The following is an 18,750-nucleotide window of genomic DNA, read 5'->3' on the forward strand; positions in this document are numbered from 1 at the left end:
AGTCATAAAGGGGCGAATACATTAAAGTGACCAGGGGTAGCTCCCCAAATAGAGTCCGTATATAAGCCAGCATCTAATCTTTATTTAATAAATACTCCGTTGACAAAAAACGGGGAGTCCATATAAGAACACCGAGGCGCTTCGCGCTACACTGAGAAAAACAGCATTTAAAAATAATATTCACAAAGAGGATAAGAGACGCTGCGCTATAGAGGAAAAACAAAATACTCTTTTGGTCTATCTCATTCACTTCTCATTCTCTCCTCTTTGTGCAAAAAATAAATTGAACCACAGAGTACACCGAGGCGCTACGCAGAGAAAAACTGTAAATTACGCGGGGTAAACCCGCTGCTACCTGTTCAGCGTTAAAACGCCTAAACCCGTATCTCGCAAACGTTTTCGTCTGATAGCTGACGGCTAAAAGCTGATAGCTCCTTTCCCCAAGCAACTCGCTAACTTACTCCAACACCCGCGTACTTAACGCCAGATAACAACGCCATATCTTTATGCCATGTTGCTAAATCATTAGCATTAAACTTAGCTAAAGAGTCATGACCACATGCCCTAGCCATTACCGACATTAACTCAGTTGAAGCTTCAAAAAAGTTCTTTAATTGATTTGCTGACTTTTCAATATTTAAGCGCTGACGTAAGTCTTGCTTTTGTGTCGCAATCCCTGCAGGGCAGTTATTGGTGTTACACATACGCGCAGCAACGCAGCCAATTGCTTGCATTGCACTATTCGAAATCGCCACACCATCAGCGCCAAGCGCAAGCGCTTTTACAAAATCAATTGGTAAACGTAAACCACCAGTGATGATCAAAGTAACATCACTTGCACCTTGTTCATCTAAGTACTTTCTTGCTCTGGCAAGTGCAGGAATAGTCGGTACGCTAATATGATCCCTAAAGATCTCAGGGGCTGCGCCTGTACCGCCTCCACGACCATCAAGAATGATGTAATCGGCACTCGCATCGAGCGCAAATTGAATATCTTCCTCAATATGATTAGCACTCAGTTTAAACCCGATTGGAATACCGCCAGTTATCTCGCGTACCCTGTCAGCGAATTTTTTGAAATCGACTGCACTGTGTAAGTCTTTAAATGTTGGGGGTGAAATCGCCGAAGTACCCGCTTCAATTCCTCTTACTTCAGAGATTTTGCCAACATTCTTATTGCCCGGTAAATGCCCACCAGTGCCCGTTTTTGCGCCTTGTCCGCCTTTAAAGTGAAAGGCCTGCACGTTTTTTAATTTATCTTCGCTATAACCAAACCCTGCACCTGCTAACTCATAAAAATAACGTGAATTGGCTTGCTGCTCTTCAGGAAGCATACCCCCTTCACCTGAGCAAATACCTGTACCAGCAAGTTCTGCTCCTTTTGCTAAAGATACTTTAGCTTCTTCAGATAAAGCCCCAAAACTCATATCAGAAACAAATAATGGAATAGCCAGCTTTAATGGCTTTTTCGCTCGCGGGCCAATCACAAGCTCAGTATTAACAGCAACATCTTCCATTAAAGGTTGCGTTGCCATTTGCGCCACCATTAGCTGTAAATCATCCCATTCAGGTAATTGATATCGTGGCACGCCCATCGACACCATAGGGCCATGGTGCCCAAGCTTAGATAATCCTTCACGTGCTAATTGATGGATAAGCTCAACGGTGGGTTCTTCTTTGGTTGCTGTAGCAACAGGCATATCAGAGGCTTGAATTTGCACGCCCGGCCCTTCTTGACCAATTTGGCTTTGATCAAATTGTTTGTGACTGCCATCACAAAAAGGCGCGTTTGCTGTGTGCTTACATTGGCATAAATAGGCATCGCCCGACTCTTCTGCTGTAAATGCTTTGGGTTTGAAATCGGTTCCGGCATGTGAGCCATCACAAAATGGCTGGTTTTTAGACCGCCCACAGGCACAAAAATAGTATTCTTGCCCCTGCTCTAAGGTGACTTTTTTCGGCGAAACGGCTGCAATTATGGGTTTGCTCATTATTGTTCCCTCACGGTTGCTACATTACATTGCTATGTTCAAGGTACTGCGATTGAGGTAAGTATTAATTCAAGGCTTACTTGCTTTCCAAAGGGTAGTTCAGCTCAGTTAAAAAACGAGCTCTTAAGCGCCTAGAAGTTCACTTAGCTATCGCTAATCGACTATATAACCGCAACAAGCAGCCAAGATATCAGCCATTTCATATTTTAAAGTAAGAGGTAAATCTGTTTGTAAACCGCAGTGGGATAATATTCACAAAGAGGACAAGAGGCGCAGCGCTTTAGAGGGAATACAAAATAGTCTTTTGGTTTTAATCTTTCTCATTCACTTCTCATTCTCTTCTCTTTGTGCAAAAAACAAATTGAACCACAGAGTACACCGAGGCGCTTCGCGCTACATAGAGAAAAACAGGGTTTAAAAATATTAATCACAAAGAGGATAAGAGGCGCTGCGCTTCAGAGGGTAAAAAACAAATTTGATGGTCCTGTTGGGTTACGGATTCACTTCTGATTTTCTTTTCTTTGTGCAAAAAATATTGAACCACATAAAGCACCGAGGCGCTTCGCGTTACATATAGATAAACAGTAAATTACTTTTCCACTCCCATTTGCTTCACATGTTCAACCAGCTCGGGGAAAAACGCTAAAAACACTGCGTCTAACTGTTGGTAGTGGCGGGCTATATCGTCAGCGGCTCCTGCAAAGTTGTTGGCAAAACGAATACGCTTGGCGATGTTATCAAGGGCAAGGCCGACCCCATCGAGGGTTTCATATTCTTTAAACCAATCATTGTTGGTCATACTGGTCACAACTTGCTGCATGCGTGAAGGCATCATGGCTTGCCTGGCATTTAAAAGCCCATAACTGTGCTGTTTGAAATCAGCCAATGGTTGATCATTAAAGCGCTGCCAATGCTGAATAAGAAAGTGATCGAACGCTACATCAATGGCGACACTTGCAAAGCGTTTACGTGCTGGCGAAAAGTACTGCTTAGCCTCTTTTACAAGGGAATGTGAGTCGGTAAACCTATCAACCAAATAATGATTTTCAAGGCCATTTTTAACCGTATTGGGTAACTGCGCAGAATACCGACGCCCACCAAAATCCCCCAGCAAATTACCAAAATGTGAATCAGCCGTCGGTTGTGCTAAGTAAAGGTGAGCCAAGTAGTTCAACGCATTCTCTAAATTAAATCATTTTATGCATTGTAAAAGAATACAGGTAAAAGGGTCTAGGGGCACAGGTTGCGAGTTAGCAAAATGTAGCTGCGATTTTATATCGCGTAATCCACTGAATATTCACAAAGAGGATAAGAGACGCTGCGCTTAAGAGGAATTATTAAAAACAAATTTGGTGGTTTTGTTGGGTTACTCATTCACTTCTCATTCTCTTCTCTTTGTACAAAACAAATTGAACCACAGGGTTCGGCGAAAAAACGCCTACAACTCGTATCTCGCAAACTTTTTCGTCTGATAGCTGACGGCTGAAAGCTGATGGCTCCAAACGTTGAGTTTAAATCCGCTCTAACCAACCTACCAGCTAATAGCCATAAAATAACTCACCTTTATGACTTTAAATTAAATGCCAACATTGCAAGAGCCGAAATGATCGCAGAAAGAGAAATTAACCGCATAATCAAAATAACTATATTACCTGCACCGCCCGAAGTTGTACTTCTGAATAGTAGCGGGTATTCGTGGAATTTTAAAAGATACAGCACATCAAAAAGACCTACTCGCATACTATCTAGCGTAACAACATCGCCACTTTTTTGATGAATTTCACAAGCGTGTAAATTGGCCGTTTTATCGTTCACAATATGACCACTTCTACCGTGAAAAGTATAATTAAAAATGATTTCTTTGATATCGCCCTTAGCGATTTGCAAAACTTTTGAAGCTTTACCCTCTATTGCTTGCCTATCTATTTCGAGTGAGTCTTTAGATATACTCATAACCCACTTACGACCAAATCCAAATTTGTTATAAATCACAATTCGCTTGATAACAAATACACAAAGATAACAACTCACACAAGTTACAAAAGCAGGTATCGGCTGCATCATTTCTTGAAGCACTAAGCTCATTACAGCAATTGCGATAGCCATAAAGAAAAATAAAAATTCAGCTCCGCCCGACAGCACAGCTAGGCCCGGTAGCGACTTTAGTTTTGTATTAGAATCAGCCTGCAATACTGGCTTTTTATAGAAAGTTGAATACCTAAACCAAACTCGGTCGCTCAGGTTTAAATCTAGGGAGTGCTTCGAAAGTGGCTGATTATAATCCATTATTTAAGTTTCCATTTTTAAAACACAATTTTGCCATTACTTTCCCATTAAGCCAACATTCCTACTTAATGATATATTTCCTTTACGTTCAAGTACTAAACTAACTGCACCGAGGCGCTTCGCTTTAGAGGAAAGTAACTAATAGTTTTTTTGGGTTACTCATTCACTTCTCATTCTCTTCTCTTTGTGCAAAACAAATTGAACCACAGGGTTCGGCGAAAAAACGCCTACAACTCGTATCTCGCAAATTTCGTCTGATAGCTGACGGCTGAAAGCTGATAGCTACTCCCCTAGCAACTCACTAACTTGTTGGGCTTCGCTCAGCTCCACCCAACATACAATTAGAGCTATCCTTTACTCCCCAGCAAACTTTAACATTCGCGTTTGGTCGGTAAGCTCAATATCCACCAGCTCATATGGGGCTTTGGCTGTTTGAGTGACCGAAAATGGCATGGTGAAACTGCCGTAGCTATCAATCTGTTTAGCAACTTCAACCGTTGCCAGTTTGATGCGCTCACCTTTATCACCTTTGCCAGTTAACGTAGCACGAATAGCGTAACGGCCTGAGTCGGTCACTTGCACCGGTACTTTAGCTTGGTATTTATTATTGCCAAGCGCTGTTACTTTGGCTTTATCCATACTGATGGTTTGTGAGCTATGCACAAACGGCATTTTTATAGAGCGTTTTACCGTTTGGCCATTCACTTTAGTGTCTACACTGGCTTCAAGCTCATAGTAACCATTTGCGGCACCCAAAGTTTCAAGCGGGTAATTAAATACTGCTTCACCATTTTCGTAACGTACATCTAGCTTTTCGCCATCAGGGCTTGAAAGCGTTAACTTCACATCACTATCTTTAAAGCGCTTTTTACCCATACTAAGCTGCATAGCCACTCGTTGTTGCTGATCTTTCACTTTAAACTGCGATTTAGCATGCAAAGCATTGCTCGAGCCTTTTTCAATCACATGCAGCAAGTAGGTGTCGTTATCGTTCAGCGCTTGGCTTGTTCTTAACATTGCTTTGCCATTTACCTGACCTAGCTTTAATCCAACACTGCCATCGCTAAATCCTGCATTTTCCATTTGCTCACGTGCAACCATGGCTTGCATTGGCATTTGCTTAAAGCTGTCATCTCGCACCGACAGTTTATCTAGCTGTAAGCCATGAGGCTTAAATACTTCGCCACTATCAAAGCGTGCTTTTGGTGCAATGCGAATAAAGTTATCAGCTTGGTTTACAAAGACTGGCACGCCGCGCTTAAGTTCTTTTCCCGAAACCTTCTGCCAATATTCAACACTGTCTTTTTCTAATGTTTCAAGTTGAGCGTTCGCTGCCGATTGAACTTGAGGAAACTGATAAACCGTTTGCTCATTAGCCTGTGCTGCGTTGCTTACAAGCATCATTGCAGCAGCGAGTGTGGTTAACTTATTAATCATAGCGGGCTCCTAAATTCGATTTTTAAGCATGTCTGGCAAACCAAAACAGTTGCGTCGACTTTGCTGATGACTCAAAGGTTCACTGCCTTTGGTTCGTGATTTATCAGTAAACCACACTACCCCAGCTAACGACTGAGAACTACAATTTAAAAAGCCATCTGAGCAGCTATCTAACCAGTTTTGCGTTACTTCAAGGCCCACTTGATTTTGATAACCGCCACAATAGCTGTCGCTATCCCATACCGCTGATTCAACATCACTGCCCACCACGGTTTCGAATCGAGACGGTAAATTTGGGCGGTTCGGTGTACCATACAACCACTGTGCGTTATACGATTCCATCCAAGATACTTGTTGTTGTTTTACTGCATCGCTGCCGTAACCTAAAAGCCAACCCAAGCTTTGCTCGAACGAATTACCCGCAATAACCGCATCAGCCAACGGCGTACCACCACTTGAAGGAGCCAGAGCAATAGTACGCGTGACTTTGCTAATAATATTTGGATAACGGCTATCCCATGTTGGGTTAGATAAAATCCAACGCACTACATTACCGCCATTAGAGTGGGTGATCAGAGTTAAATCAGTGATGTTTTTATTATTGATAAATGTAGTGAGCTGCCCTGCTAAACAGCCAGATGCCGCATCTGCCCACATGTATTGATCAAAGTCACAATTAATGACCGTGTAATTACTACTGTTTGGCAAACCTTGGCGAACTGTGTCGACAAAGCTGCCTGTCCAATAGTCATTATAGGCATCGCTTTGCTGGCCTGTACCGTGCACAAATGCGACTCCTTGCGCAGCAAAAGCACTGTGGCTGATGCCCGCTGCCAACATTAAAGCTGACACTAGTGAGAGTGTTTTTATTTTCATGTGTGTTCCTGTTGATTGTAATTTTATCTATCAGGTTGGAGGAGTGACCTCCGACCAAAAACATAGACCAAACAGGTACAAAAGCAAGAATAAATTTACATTAATTTAACTTTTGTGCGTCTTTTAAGTACAAATTATTAGATTTTAGGAGAAAAAAGGGAGGCGAGGTGCGAGATGCGAGGTTCGAGGTGCGAGGTGCGAGGTGCGAGTAAACTTTCCCCTTTACTCTTTCTAACTCGCTAACTTTTCAATCTGATAGCTGACGGATGAAAGCTGATAGCTCCCTTCCCCCTTTACCCTATCCCCTCGAAGCTCGCTAACTTATCGAGTTTCGCTCCGCTCTACCCAACTTACAACTCGGCATTTTTACGTGAATACATTTTATGTAAGTTCAGCAGTTTATCTTTGAGCCGCTGTGAATAGGTGACGAAATTTGTCAGCGTACCGGCATCTTTTCTGTTGGTATCAGCAAGTAGCATTAATAACTTACGCTGCGCCTGATTCAGATGCAGTTGCAACGACCTAGCTGCTTTATCTATTTCGTCATTTTTAGGTTGTTCTAAATTCTCGCTGGTATGGGTGAACAAGGTCAGCGTATCACTCGAAAGTTCGCGGATCATAATCAAAATATCGCTTTCTAATTCAATAAATTGTTCATTCATAATCCGCTTGCTTTCAAACAGATCAATGATGGAATCATGAATTTGGAACAAATAATCAAAACGGTTAATTTGCAGCATTAACTCTCGCGACTGCTCTTCATCATTGATTTTACTTACAATAGTAGTGAAATAAGTGATGTATTCCTTCTCAACAAAACTGGCATATTCCAAGCGCTTTTGTGCAGTATCTTGAATACCTTTGTAGTTAGTCTCTAAGCTCAACGTGACCTGATTGTAGTTTTCTTTTAAGAAGTTAAGCAGCTGTTGGTTACCTGACTCTAACTTATCGACGACATGCTGAAACTCTTCATCTTCTTGGTAGGTGGGCAATTCAAGGCGCTCAAAGTCCATCTTTCCTTCACCAAGCAGAAAATCGACAAAGCGCGTAAAGGGGTTAACAAAAGCAATAAAAACTAAACTGGCAACCACATTAAAAATAAAGTGGATGTTTGCCAGTGCGACAGCGGGATCAAGCGTAATTTCACTTAACTTATCACCAAACAATAAAATGAAAGGCAGAAATAAAAGTACCCCACCCACATTAAACAACAGGTGGCTCAACGCCGCTTTCTTTGCTGCGATATCCATACCAAACACCGAGATCATAGCAGTCGCTGTGGTACCAATATTCGCCCCCATAATAATGGGTACCGCGTTCTCAAGCCCCAAAATACCTTGCTGAGTAAAAACAATGGCAAGCCCTGTAGTCACCGAACTCGACTGCACCATAGCAGTAAATACACAGCCCACTAAAATCGCTAAAAGTGGGTTTTGCGGCTGCGTTAAAATCTCAATTAATGCAGGGTTGTTTTGTAATGGCGCAAGTGATGATGAAATCAGGTTAAGGCTAAAAAAGACAAAACCGAAATAGAAAATCGCCTTACCAAAAATAGAAAAGCGATTGCGAGTCAGCGACAGAAAAAAGCCAATAATAATAATCACAGGAGCAAATACCGTCAGCTTAAAAGCCACCAGCTGAGCCGTTATGGTAGTGCCCACATTTGATCCAAAAATAATACCGACACTATTTTTAAACGTTAACACCCCCGCATTTACCAAGCTTATCGTGATCACCGACGTCGCAGAACTCGATTGAATAAAAGCCGTCACCACAGCACCAATTAACACCCCAAAAATAGGAATGTTAGTCGCGCGACTTAACGATTTACGAAAGCGCTCCCCCGATATACTTTCAATTTCCCGAGAAAAGTTCTCAAGCCCAAAAATAAAAAGGATAATGGCGGTTAACCCAGCCATGGCTATATTAAGATTTTCCATTCGCTTATAAAGTGCTGATATTATTAATCAAGATCGATACAAAAAGTATAGATTTGAGTACCTTATAGCGCAATGATCGAAAACAAAGTAACTGATTTTCGGGGCGAGTTGCGAGGAACGAGATTCGATTCGTAGGAGGCGTTTTAACGCCGAACAAAAAAGGAGATATTAGATTTCAGTCGTTAGAAGTCAGATTTGATTGTGCCTGCGCATAGTTAAATTGAAATGCTCATCCGTAGGCGTGAAATTTATTTCGCGCGATAAACATAGGAGCTATCAACCGTCAGATATTAGATTAATAAATCAAGTTAGCGAGGTGCTAGGTGCTAGGTGCTAGGTGCTAGGTGCTAGGTGCTAGGTGCTAACAGCATAGTGTTGGTTGTGGCTTGGTAAAGGGATCAGAGAAAAAGGCCCTGACCCCGTTGATTCTGAAAATTTAAACATTCCGCAAAATAGAGTAATGACTCCAAGGCATTAAATTCATTATAAAGGATCATAGTTTCGTGCCTGCATATAAATTAGTACAAACTACGATCCAATCGATAACCGCATGTGAGCCTATAGGTTCTTTTAGTTCTTTTTTAATTGCTCATTCAAAACTTTTCCCAAATTTGCTACCTCTCCGCCTAATCCCATTGCTAACCTAGCCAGTTTTAAATAGTTTTTCCTTTCGTTTTCTTGAGTTTCATTTAGCTGTTTAATAGTTTTTAATGCCCTAGGATCATTCAAATTAATTCTGAAAATTAGTTTTAAAAATAAATCCACCGACAATGAGTGGATAATGCGGAAAAAGTTTAAGATCAGATGTGGAGGATCTAATGTTAGCTGATATAAAGCATCCTCAATTTCATCTAAGTATTGCTTTACTATTTCAATACTAATTTTTTCATCGTGATCGGCTAATGATGCCAAAGCAAATACAGCTTCAGGCCACCTTCTGTCTTTATCAAATAGTTTTAATGTTTTTCCTTTATTAAAATACTCAATAGCTACTTCAGGTGCAAAACCAATGAAAATAGGCTGTAATCCCCCTTCAATATTATCTCTGTTTGAGGAAATCCAAGACCGCGCTGGTACTTTGTTACTTTCAATACCAAAAAATCTTATCAAATGTTGAAGTTCATTCGATTGTTTTTTCCAATCAGAGCAAATAGAGCTATTGAATTTATTTTGATCAAGTTTTGATACTAAATCGGGTATAAAGCTCTCATCTATTTCATTAATTACGGAGAGAGAGCGAGCTAAGTTTTCAAGATCGCGTGAAACCAAGTTATTCATTTTTTTAGCCATCATCTCAGGCGATAAATTCGAGATTATATCTTTGGCTATTTTAATTTGTTGAGCGGTAGGATTCTTACCTCCTCTTAAAAAATGAGGACCAAAGCCTAGGCAGCGCCAAAAAACTCCATCAAAAGCATTGACAGCGTTTATTGGGTCAGCTTCAAAACACTTAGTTATAAATGGTATTGAATCAGTCACATACTTATATTCGTGATTCTCTTTACCTGAATTAACTAGTAGAAAAACACTTTCAATTAGTTTGTCTACCGAGTATAGGTATTCGGGATCAGCTATCTTTATTGAATTTACAACTCGACTCCACTCAAAATTCACAGAAAAGCCTTCAACCCACTTGGGATGGAAATAAGTTAATCTATTTACCAACTCACCAAAGCTATAAAAATCACTTACTGACATTTTATTTGCTAGTTGAATAAGCTTTTCACTATCTATTTTTTCAAATAGATCCTGAACTAGTTCTGAAGATAAGTCTGACTCGGCTCCTAGACATAAATTGATAAGATGATTAGCAATATTCTTGCTAAATATGGCTGTATTGCCGAAACCTGAAGAGAACCATTGCAATAGATATTCTTCATCTAAGTTCAGTTCTTCGTTTGAAATGCCAAAAAAGCGGATAAGATAGTAATAACAACCTATTGCCCACTCACTTTGTTTCCATTCTTGTTTACATCTGTACTTCAAAGGCTCTAGCATCGACAACCATAACGTTTTACTTTCGAATCTAGTTGCATCTGTTAAGTCAATTGATTGGAGAAGCCAATAAACACCTTTTATAGTTACTTTATTATCTAGTATTATTTTCAATACCATTTCTACAGAAGTAGGCCACGCTTGGTAGTTTTTACTACTGAAACATTCACGAATTAATCTATCTGCATAACTTAAGTGTTTTGTTCTCAAAATTTCATCAGATATCGTGATTATGCCAATAGAATCTAGCCTTGAAAGTGCTATAGCGACCTCTTCAGCACTTAGCCCCATTTCTTTTACTGAAATTATTAAACTACTTCTCGAAAGCCCTGCATCACAACTGCTAATTTGCCTAGCAGCAATAATTGAAAGTATTAGGTTTGCATTAGGAATCTGTTTGATTCTTGTAAACTCTTTTCGAGCTGTTTTCCAACCTCCACGTAAAACCCAAAAAAACTCCCAAGGTGAACTTTGCTCAGAACATTGTTTAAGCCTGTCTTCAAGAGCCGTCCCCATATAACTATCGTTAACATCTTCATCAAATCTTTGAACAATGGGTAATACTTCTTTTCTTCGCTCTACAAGAGCATTCTGAATTTCTTCGTTAGCTAGTGAGGGAGAAATTAATGCGGGAGAAGGAATATGAAAATCAATAAATGTACTAGTAAATATTATTTTTAATGTTGAACAAGCTCTTTCTGTCAAGCGTTCAATAAACTCTTGCGGGTATTGTTGTGCGTCATCAATAACTAAAACTTTATTACAGTCATTAATTAACGATCTTAATAATTCAGCAGGCTCGGAACTATAATCAGGTCTACATACAATAAAGCCCTCGTCATAAAACTTTTTAGCTGCTTGCCAAGCCGTAATAGACTTTCCACAACCTTGTTTACCTGTAATCCAATATAAATGAGATCTATCTAACTCTACTTTTATCTCAGTACAGATAGAAAGTTCAGGACAATGAACCACATCAGATGGACCAAGCCTTCTTCCTGCTATTGCGTTTTCTAGTCCCCTCTGCTGCTCAAAATCAACTTGTTCCCACATAAAGTTTGTATCACTAGAAACAGAACTACACCAATCTTTTAAAAGAGTCACAAATTCACGTCTAGATAAACTAATTCCATGACTCGCAATGGTCGATAATTTAGTAACCAAAGCATTAGCTATCGCCTCTCTATGCAAAAATGATTGTGCATAAATATTATTTTTTTCTAGAAACACGGCTAATAAATGACAGGCTTCTCTCAATAATCCATTAATATCCATATTCTTAGGACAAGGTATTAAAACATCATTGTAGTTGCCCATTTTCGTCACACTTTGGGAGCAGGGTCCAACTAGAAGTAGTATGTGCGCATCAGCTTGAGATTGCTCCTTTAGCTCAGTTGCCCACTTTACAGCATTGGCTTTTGAAATTTGATTAATTGACGATTTAACTTGGCTGACTTTAGTACCTTTTTCTCCTTGCCAAGCAACATCTACCTTATCCGATATATGATCAGCCTCTATTGTTACTGTAGTCCAATCAATATCGTTAAGAGATTCCAGCAGCGCAATTATTGACTGAATTAAATATCCTCTATTTCCGTCTTTACCGCTCAAACATTATTCCTTTGTTCTTTAATTGAATTTTAAAGTAATAAACTATTCTCACCGATTTAAACTTTGTAATCAATTGATTGCGGAATTTAAAAAAGGCCACTACCACCTTCAGCAGAAGGGTGAGTTGCTTCGTAAACTTCAGATAACTTTTTACGACTTACGTGAGTATAGAGTTGTGTAGTAAGGACGCTAGCATGGCCCAGCATTTCTTGGATGTGGCGAAGGTCAGCACCATTGTCTAACATCATTGTTGCGGTATTGTGACGGTATAGGTGGCACGCGCCAGTACGATCAAACCCTGCTAATTTCACATACTGAAATGCCATATCAGACAATTTACCCGGCACATAGCGTTTGCCATTGTAAGCCAGAAACAGTGCCTTTCCAGATCCGATGAAGGCAAACATTGGTCTAACCTTGCCGATGTAGAAAGCTAGCCATTCGCATCCTCTTTGGCTAATTGGCACCAAACGCTCTTTTTTACCTTTGCCGTGAACGCGAACCAACTTACATTAGCGTAAAGATCAACTTTGTATCAGTCAAAATAAAAAAGGTGAGCACTAGGCTCACCTTTTCAATTTTAATCCTGTCACAAACTTAATTCTAAGTCACAAACTTTATTAAAACGTTCACAAACTTAATTAAGCGTCGACAATCTGATCAGAGTTATTTAAGTTTGGGAAAATGTAGCCTCCAATCCCTAATTTTTCTTTGTCCAATTTTAATTTATAGATTGGGAATCTATTTGCCAAAAATGAGGTCTTCATTGTTAGCCGCTATTAAAGTTTGGGAATATAAAAAACTAGGCTATCTCCAATGAATTTTGTACTTTTAACATTTCTAAAAAATCATCTGTTGATTTAATTTTAAGATCAATTTTAATAAAGTCGGCCATATCAAAAATACTTTGGTTCACGTCTTTACCATTTTCAATAGCCTCGTTTATAGCCTCTGAAAGTTTTCGCTGTTTTATTCTGTCTTTAGCGATCTGCTCTATTGCTGTTGTTTCAAAAGCATCTGTATTTTCTTTTATTTGTTTAATGCGAAGTTCAAAAACTTCTTTAACTCGACTCGTGCGCCGTTCAATTTTTGTTGAGAAAAAGTCTGCTTTATCTATTAGCCATACCACTATCGTTGAAGCGATACCTGTAAGCATCACCATCACAGCATCAGAAAGAATGTCCCCCATAGGAATATTCTTTACAAAACCCAGTATCGTTTCTTCAAACGCATAGCCAACATACGTTACAACTGTTGTTGCCAGTAACTTCGTAATAGCATCAGCTTTTTGCGCAGGGGATGAATCACTCATTAAAACTTTGAATGATTGGATAATTGCATCAAAACCTTCAACTATTATTTTGAGACCCTTTTTTAGCATACCAACAAACATATCTACAATTGCATTCATGATGTTTTTGCAAAAGTTTAAGATTGCATCCTTAATAACACCTAACCCAATGGTTACAATATTCTTAACCACATAATTAAACGCCCTTGTTAAACGAAACCTAATTGCGGAAAATGTCGTATTTTTACCTGTCCCATATTCCAAACCATTTTCAAATACATCTTTAAACTCAAATCCAATTGGCTTGATAATCAATAATATTAATTCTCCAAGCCCCTTATTAGAAAGTTCGTCTTTTCCATTTACGAGCGCACCATCAAGCACTTCTTTTTTTAAATTGGAATCGGAGAAAAGCTTGTCTTTAACAATTGAGTTAGCGTCACCCTCTAAATGCTTACGAGCCTTTTTTTCTGCTTTTAAAGCATTATTTAAAGTTTCTTTCGTGGGTAATTGTTTAAGTTTCAGCTCTTCTTTTTTTGTTATAACTCCTTTAGCTTTCTTTTCTAGCAAAGCCTTTCGTTCAGCAGAAACCTGTTTTTCATACTGAGTCCAGCTTTTTGAACCTTTAGATTTATTTAGTTGCTCTGAAATTTCATTAAAATTCGTTTTTTTATTAGCGACCTCTTTAATATCATCAACAGATATTGCTTTACTCTGACTAAGCTCATCAAAAACCTGCTTTAGTGGAATGTTATGATCAGTATTTGATGATGTATTGGTAGTTTTTATTCCTTTATTTCTTTTTTGTTGATTTTTCGGATCATTTTGTTTGTAAAGATTTCTCTTTTGACCTTGTTCGTTTACTTCAAGCTCACTTCTAATTTGCCTGTTATCACTATACCGCTCATTTTTATACTGACTCAAAGCCGCCTTATCTTCCACATGCTCTCTATTAAATTTTCCTTTACTATCAACATTTGATAAGCTATTAGCATCAAGCTTCTCCTTAGCTAAACGATGATCTACTTTTGTTATTGGTTCTTCCCCGTAGTTAAAGTGATTAATGTCATTATACAAGCGGCTTGCTGTAATTCCTTTACGTTTTAATCCAAGCTTTTCTATTCCAATAATTTCATCACAAATGTTCAGCAAAATAGGCTCTGTCAGACTAGCCGTACCTTCTTTAGATTCAAAGTCCTCATATATCTGCTCTAGTACTTCTATAGATTCTTTCTGGTCGTATAATTCTGTATTAATAAGAATTTTACTTGCTTGAAGAGGAGACGCTGACTCTAGTTGTTCAACTAGAGTTTCAGCATCAAATTTTTTCTGTTCAAAATTATTCATGCTAAGCCTACTATGCTACATCTTGAATGGTTGAACTTACTTTTTGGAATAGATGAGTTGCTTTTGCTTTATCTTGATCTACAAATTCACCTTTCTCAGTTAGGAAGCCTAAATTTGCCATTTGTTTTAACACAATAGACAGGTTGAACAGTGCTTGAAATTCTTCAATATGAACAATTGGAATCAGGCGAAAATCTAATTTTAGTGAGAAAACGTTCTCAGCTTTAGACATTTGAATTACGCGCTGTGTTTGAATTCCACATTCAAATCTATCAAGTAATTTTTCATAGTTCTTGATCAATGAGTCAAAATATTGAACTACAGCATCAATGGACTCTGCTACTACTTTAATTTTGGCTTGCTGTGCGTCCATTTTAGCTATCTCTTCATACACTCGTACTTCTTCGTCTTTAACATTTGCAAGTGATTCTTTAGCTTTTTTTCGAGAGAAAAAGCCTAAAGTCAAAATCATACCTGCTGTCTCCAAAAAGCCCATGTTATCGAAATCAATTAACATTAAATCTTCTCTAGCAACTACACCTGATTGTTGCTTAACCTCGAGAATTGAATCATCAAATAGCTCTTCAAATGGCTGACCTTTTACAGTGACATTATGCAGCCGACTTGCAATGTTAATAAAGCGCTTAAAGTGAGTTCCGTAGATATCAGTTTTGAAGCTGTTAATATGACTTATTTTTTCTTCGATGCCTTTGCCAATATTACTTATTGCCTTGTCATACTCTTCCTTCGCTTTATCGTACCTTGCTGTGATCTCTGCGTGTAAAGCTTCTGCTTCGTCGGCATAATGCTTACCAGTGAATGCATTCCAAACCTTTGAGAAGGTTTCTTTAGATTTATCTACCGCGCTAGATGCAACACATTTTACAGAATTCCAAACTTTGCTAGCGCCACGACGTAAACTATTAAGCAACCCCATAGTTTATTCCTTATTAATTAAGTTATAGCCTTCTTCCACGATATCATTCATCGCCTCAACCCAGCGTTGAATTTTTCTAACTTGATATTCCTCAAAGCCAAATGCGTTTGCGAGTTTGTCCATAAACGCAGCTTCGTCATCACATACATTTCCATCTGCTAACAAAATACCAAACAGTTCGATTAATAAAATTTTCTTATTCTTAACCTTAGATTTAGCAAGTACTTTGATTACGCTATCAATATTGTCTTGTTTCTGAACCTTAAAACAACTTAAGTCACACTCATTAAGAAACGAAGCAAAAACTTCTTTTTCTTCTTCTTTATGCTCTCCATTTAAGCCCATTGAAAATTTGGCTAGCTCTAAAAAGTTTTTCTTCTCACCAATGTTTAATTCAGATAAATACACTCAGATACTCCTTAATAGCTTTTTTCTACTTTTTCGACAGTGCCGTGCTCGTTTCGAACGTGCTCAACTCTAGATTGCACTTCTCCAGCACCATCGTATAAATATTCAAATATAACGTTTCCATCGAGATCAAACTCAACACCTTTTTGAGGTTTTCCGGCATCATCAAAATACATTTGATACTTTAAGTGCTCGCCAGAAAATGTATCCGTACTTCTTTTTATTCCATTTTCATAAAAAACATTTGTAATTTGACCAGTGAATTTATCCTCAATAGTCAATACCTTGCAATCACCTAATTTTTTTACAAAATCTTCTGATTCAACAGTTAAGTCTTTATGCTTTGCTAACTCATTTGTTAACTCAATAAGGTTATCTACTCGTATAGATTGCAAAATTGAACTTAAATTTTCGAAGTTCGATAGCTGCTTTTGGTTCGTATCAAATGCTATTTTGCGTTGTTCTTTAGTTTGTTCACTCAATAATTTAGTAATACTCGTCTCTACATTATTTAAATTACTTAAAAGAGTACTTTGATTTTGCTCTTCACATTTCAATGAAGTTTCAAAACCTCTATTCAATTCTTGTGTCATTTCAGACTTAGTGTCTTTAATTAAAGCTTCAGTTCGCTGCGCTGACTCAACAACCATACCCACTTGTTCTTTCTGTGCTGTCGTCAAATCAGAATGAAAACGAGTAATGAGATTTTCAAGTTCTGTGGCTTTTTCTCTTGTAACTTGCTTTTGTGCATTACTGCTATCAACAGAGCTCTGCTCAAGAGCAACTAACTTTTCTTTAACCAAATCCGTTAGCTCTTGAAGGCCATCTCTGAGTTGATTAGTTGATCCATCAACTTTTTTTGCAGTTGCTTCCTCTGACCTTAAAATTCGACTATGTATTATGTAAGTTGACAAAATACAAATTAAGGCAACTCCTAAAGTCGCAAAAAAAACTAAATTAAGATTAATGTCCATAAATATCCTTTTGATTATTCAAGTAGTTTAAAAGTTGGTTGTTGAGTTTATGCCTTAAGTCTATAGGCTCGATGATCTGTACGTGTGGAAGCCATTTCATAATAAGAGGAAATAACTGCTTTTGATTCGCTACAATTACTGAGAAAAAAATACTTCCATTAGAAGATGTTGATTCTAAATGCTGATTTGGAAATGACTTTTTCCGAAGAAGATAATGAGCAACTTCAGAAGAAGCGCTAAGTAAGACCTTTACGTGCTCTCCACCAAACCAAATCGTTTTAGAGGATTTTATTTTTGCTTGTATGTTAGGGGCTTTAATGAAATTACCATTATTATTAGGCCAAATTGTTTTCATTAATGAGATGTGAAACGATTTCAAAGTGCCACTGTCCGTTCCAGCTAAATACCAAAAACCGTCAAAATGAACTAAGTTATATGGTTCTATATCTGAATAGTTCTTCCCTTTATATGAGAAACTAATTCTTTTGTTGTTTCTTATTGCACTTTCTAGTTGTTGAAATTTAGTGCTAATCGCTGAAGTGCCATGGTACTCATAGTCATTAGTTTTAATTAAATACACTTCATCCTTAGAATTTCCAATTAAGGAATCTAATAGCTCATTGGTAAAAAAAGGAAAAAGTTCACGAACTCCACTTTTCTCTGCAAAAAGGGCTATCGCTTTGTGATTAAGCTTACTCGGTGATGACCTTTCTAAAAACCACTCACCTGTTGGAGTGCATTGAATATCAAGGAAAGAAAGTCGCTCATAGATATCTCTTCTCAGAGTACGAGCTGAAACATTAAAATAAACGCTTAGATGTGAAGGGCTTAGTAACTCCCCTGCATTCAACATGCTCAACAATTCGGCTAACCTTTGGGCTAACTTCGTATCTGCCATGTTCAAAACTCCCCTTAATTCCTTGGGTATATCCTAACCTTTGGGTTGGTCAGGTTGTGTCCTTACAAAAACAATATACAACTTTTAAAGAAATTGCACTAAATTTTAGACTAAAAATTAATACCTTATAATTACCAGAAAACTCTTAAACGAAATCTAGATAAGTCATGGTATTTAATACGAGACAATACTGCCTGTCTCTCCTCGTACAAAGCATAATTTCTGCCTACCGCAATCTCCTAATGCTTCACAGTATTTATCAACAAGTGAGATTTCGAAATTCTTACCTATTAGTATCTACACTTCGGGCATCTAAAGTTAAATTGTCTATTACGCTATGTAGCTATATTTTAGTTTATTAACTGCTTGCTTTATCAATTCGCGGCCGCGAATAGAGTTCATATAATGACGCGGAGGCTCGCTATTAAACAGTAAAACCGGAGTATCTAGGAAAACACATAGGGTCAGGTATTGCTATTTGACTTTTCTCTAACTTCTTCGCGCGAAATAAATTTCACGCCTACGGTATCGGGTTTAACCATAGCAATGCACAAGCACAATCTTATTTAAAACTTGTGGCTTAAAGCTCCTTTACTCTTTCCCCTAGCAACTCGCTAACTTGTTGGGTTTCGCTCCGCTCTACCCAACCTACAAGCTGATAGCTCCCTTCCCCCTTTACTCTCGCTAACTTTCCCCTTGCTAACTTTCTTCAAAACACAAAAAAGCCGTTACATTGCTGCAACGGCTTTTTGGCATTTG

General features: G+C 38.4%; 13 protein-coding genes. All 13 read right to left on the minus strand.

Annotated features, from left to right (window positions below; all coding sequences use genetic code 11):
• Positions 1–452: 452 nt before the first annotated feature.
• Positions 453–1,991, minus strand: coding sequence for a glutamate synthase-related protein (locus ABMY41_RS12280; RefSeq protein ID WP_349274828.1), 1,539 nt, complete (start codon positions 1,989–1,991; stop codon positions 453–455).
• A gap of 589 nt (positions 1,992–2,580) precedes the next feature.
• Positions 2,581–3,165 carry an ACP phosphodiesterase gene (locus ABMY41_RS12285; RefSeq protein ID WP_349274830.1) on the minus strand — a complete coding sequence of 195 codons (585 nt, stop codon included), beginning with the start codon at positions 3,163–3,165 and terminating at the stop codon, positions 2,581–2,583.
• 389 nt (positions 3,166–3,554) lie between these two features.
• A complete protein-coding gene (locus ABMY41_RS12290; protein WP_349274832.1) occupies positions 3,555–4,277 on the minus strand; it encodes a hypothetical protein in 723 nt (240 codons plus the stop codon).
• Between the two features lie 354 nt (positions 4,278–4,631).
• The gene (locus tag ABMY41_RS12295) at positions 4,632–5,714 is read right to left on the minus strand and encodes a DUF4785 domain-containing protein (RefSeq protein WP_349274834.1); all 1,083 of its coding nucleotides are present in this window, start codon (positions 5,712–5,714) and stop codon (positions 4,632–4,634) included.
• A 9-nt stretch (positions 5,715–5,723) separates the two neighbouring features.
• Positions 5,724–6,590: a hypothetical protein gene (locus ABMY41_RS12300; protein ID WP_349274836.1), complete on the minus strand. Its 867-nt coding sequence runs from the start codon at positions 6,588–6,590 to the stop codon at positions 5,724–5,726.
• A gap of 350 nt (positions 6,591–6,940) precedes the next feature.
• Positions 6,941–8,530, minus strand: coding sequence for a Na/Pi symporter (locus tag ABMY41_RS12305; protein ID WP_063700508.1), 1,590 nt, complete (start codon positions 8,528–8,530; stop codon positions 6,941–6,943).
• Positions 8,531–9,100: 570 nt separating this feature from the next.
• Positions 9,101–12,136 (minus strand): hypothetical protein, encoded by a 3,036-nt coding sequence (locus ABMY41_RS12310; RefSeq protein ID WP_349274838.1) that lies wholly within the window; start codon positions 12,134–12,136, stop codon positions 9,101–9,103.
• Positions 12,137–12,222: 86 nt separating this feature from the next.
• Complete coding sequence (locus ABMY41_RS12315) at positions 12,223–12,642, minus strand: tyrosine-type recombinase/integrase (protein WP_349274840.1); 420 nt, start codon at positions 12,640–12,642, stop codon at positions 12,223–12,225.
• 296 nt (positions 12,643–12,938) lie between these two features.
• The gene (locus ABMY41_RS12320; protein ID WP_349274841.1) at positions 12,939–14,774 is read right to left on the minus strand and encodes a hypothetical protein; all 1,836 of its coding nucleotides are present in this window, start codon (positions 14,772–14,774) and stop codon (positions 12,939–12,941) included.
• Positions 14,775–14,784: 10 nt separating this feature from the next.
• Positions 14,785–15,711, minus strand: a complete 927-nt coding sequence (locus ABMY41_RS12325; protein WP_349274842.1) for a DNA repair protein — start codon at positions 15,709–15,711, stop codon at positions 14,785–14,787.
• Positions 15,712–15,714: 3 nt separating this feature from the next.
• Positions 15,715–16,119, minus strand: a complete 405-nt coding sequence (locus ABMY41_RS12330; protein ID WP_349274844.1) for a TerB family tellurite resistance protein — start codon at positions 16,117–16,119, stop codon at positions 15,715–15,717.
• Positions 16,120–16,130: 11 nt separating this feature from the next.
• The gene (locus ABMY41_RS12335; protein ID WP_349274846.1) at positions 16,131–17,093 is read right to left on the minus strand and encodes a hypothetical protein; all 963 of its coding nucleotides are present in this window, start codon (positions 17,091–17,093) and stop codon (positions 16,131–16,133) included.
• The gene (locus ABMY41_RS12340) at positions 17,083–17,991 is read right to left on the minus strand and encodes a WYL domain-containing protein (RefSeq protein WP_349274848.1); all 909 of its coding nucleotides are present in this window, start codon (positions 17,989–17,991) and stop codon (positions 17,083–17,085) included. Before ABMY41_RS12340 ends, ABMY41_RS12335 begins: the two co-directional genes overlap by 11 nt.
• Between the last annotated feature and the right edge of the window lie 759 nt (positions 17,992–18,750).

Source organism: Pseudoalteromonas sp. BZA4 (assembly GCF_040104395.1).
GTDB lineage: Bacteria > Pseudomonadota > Gammaproteobacteria > Enterobacterales > Alteromonadaceae > Pseudoalteromonas.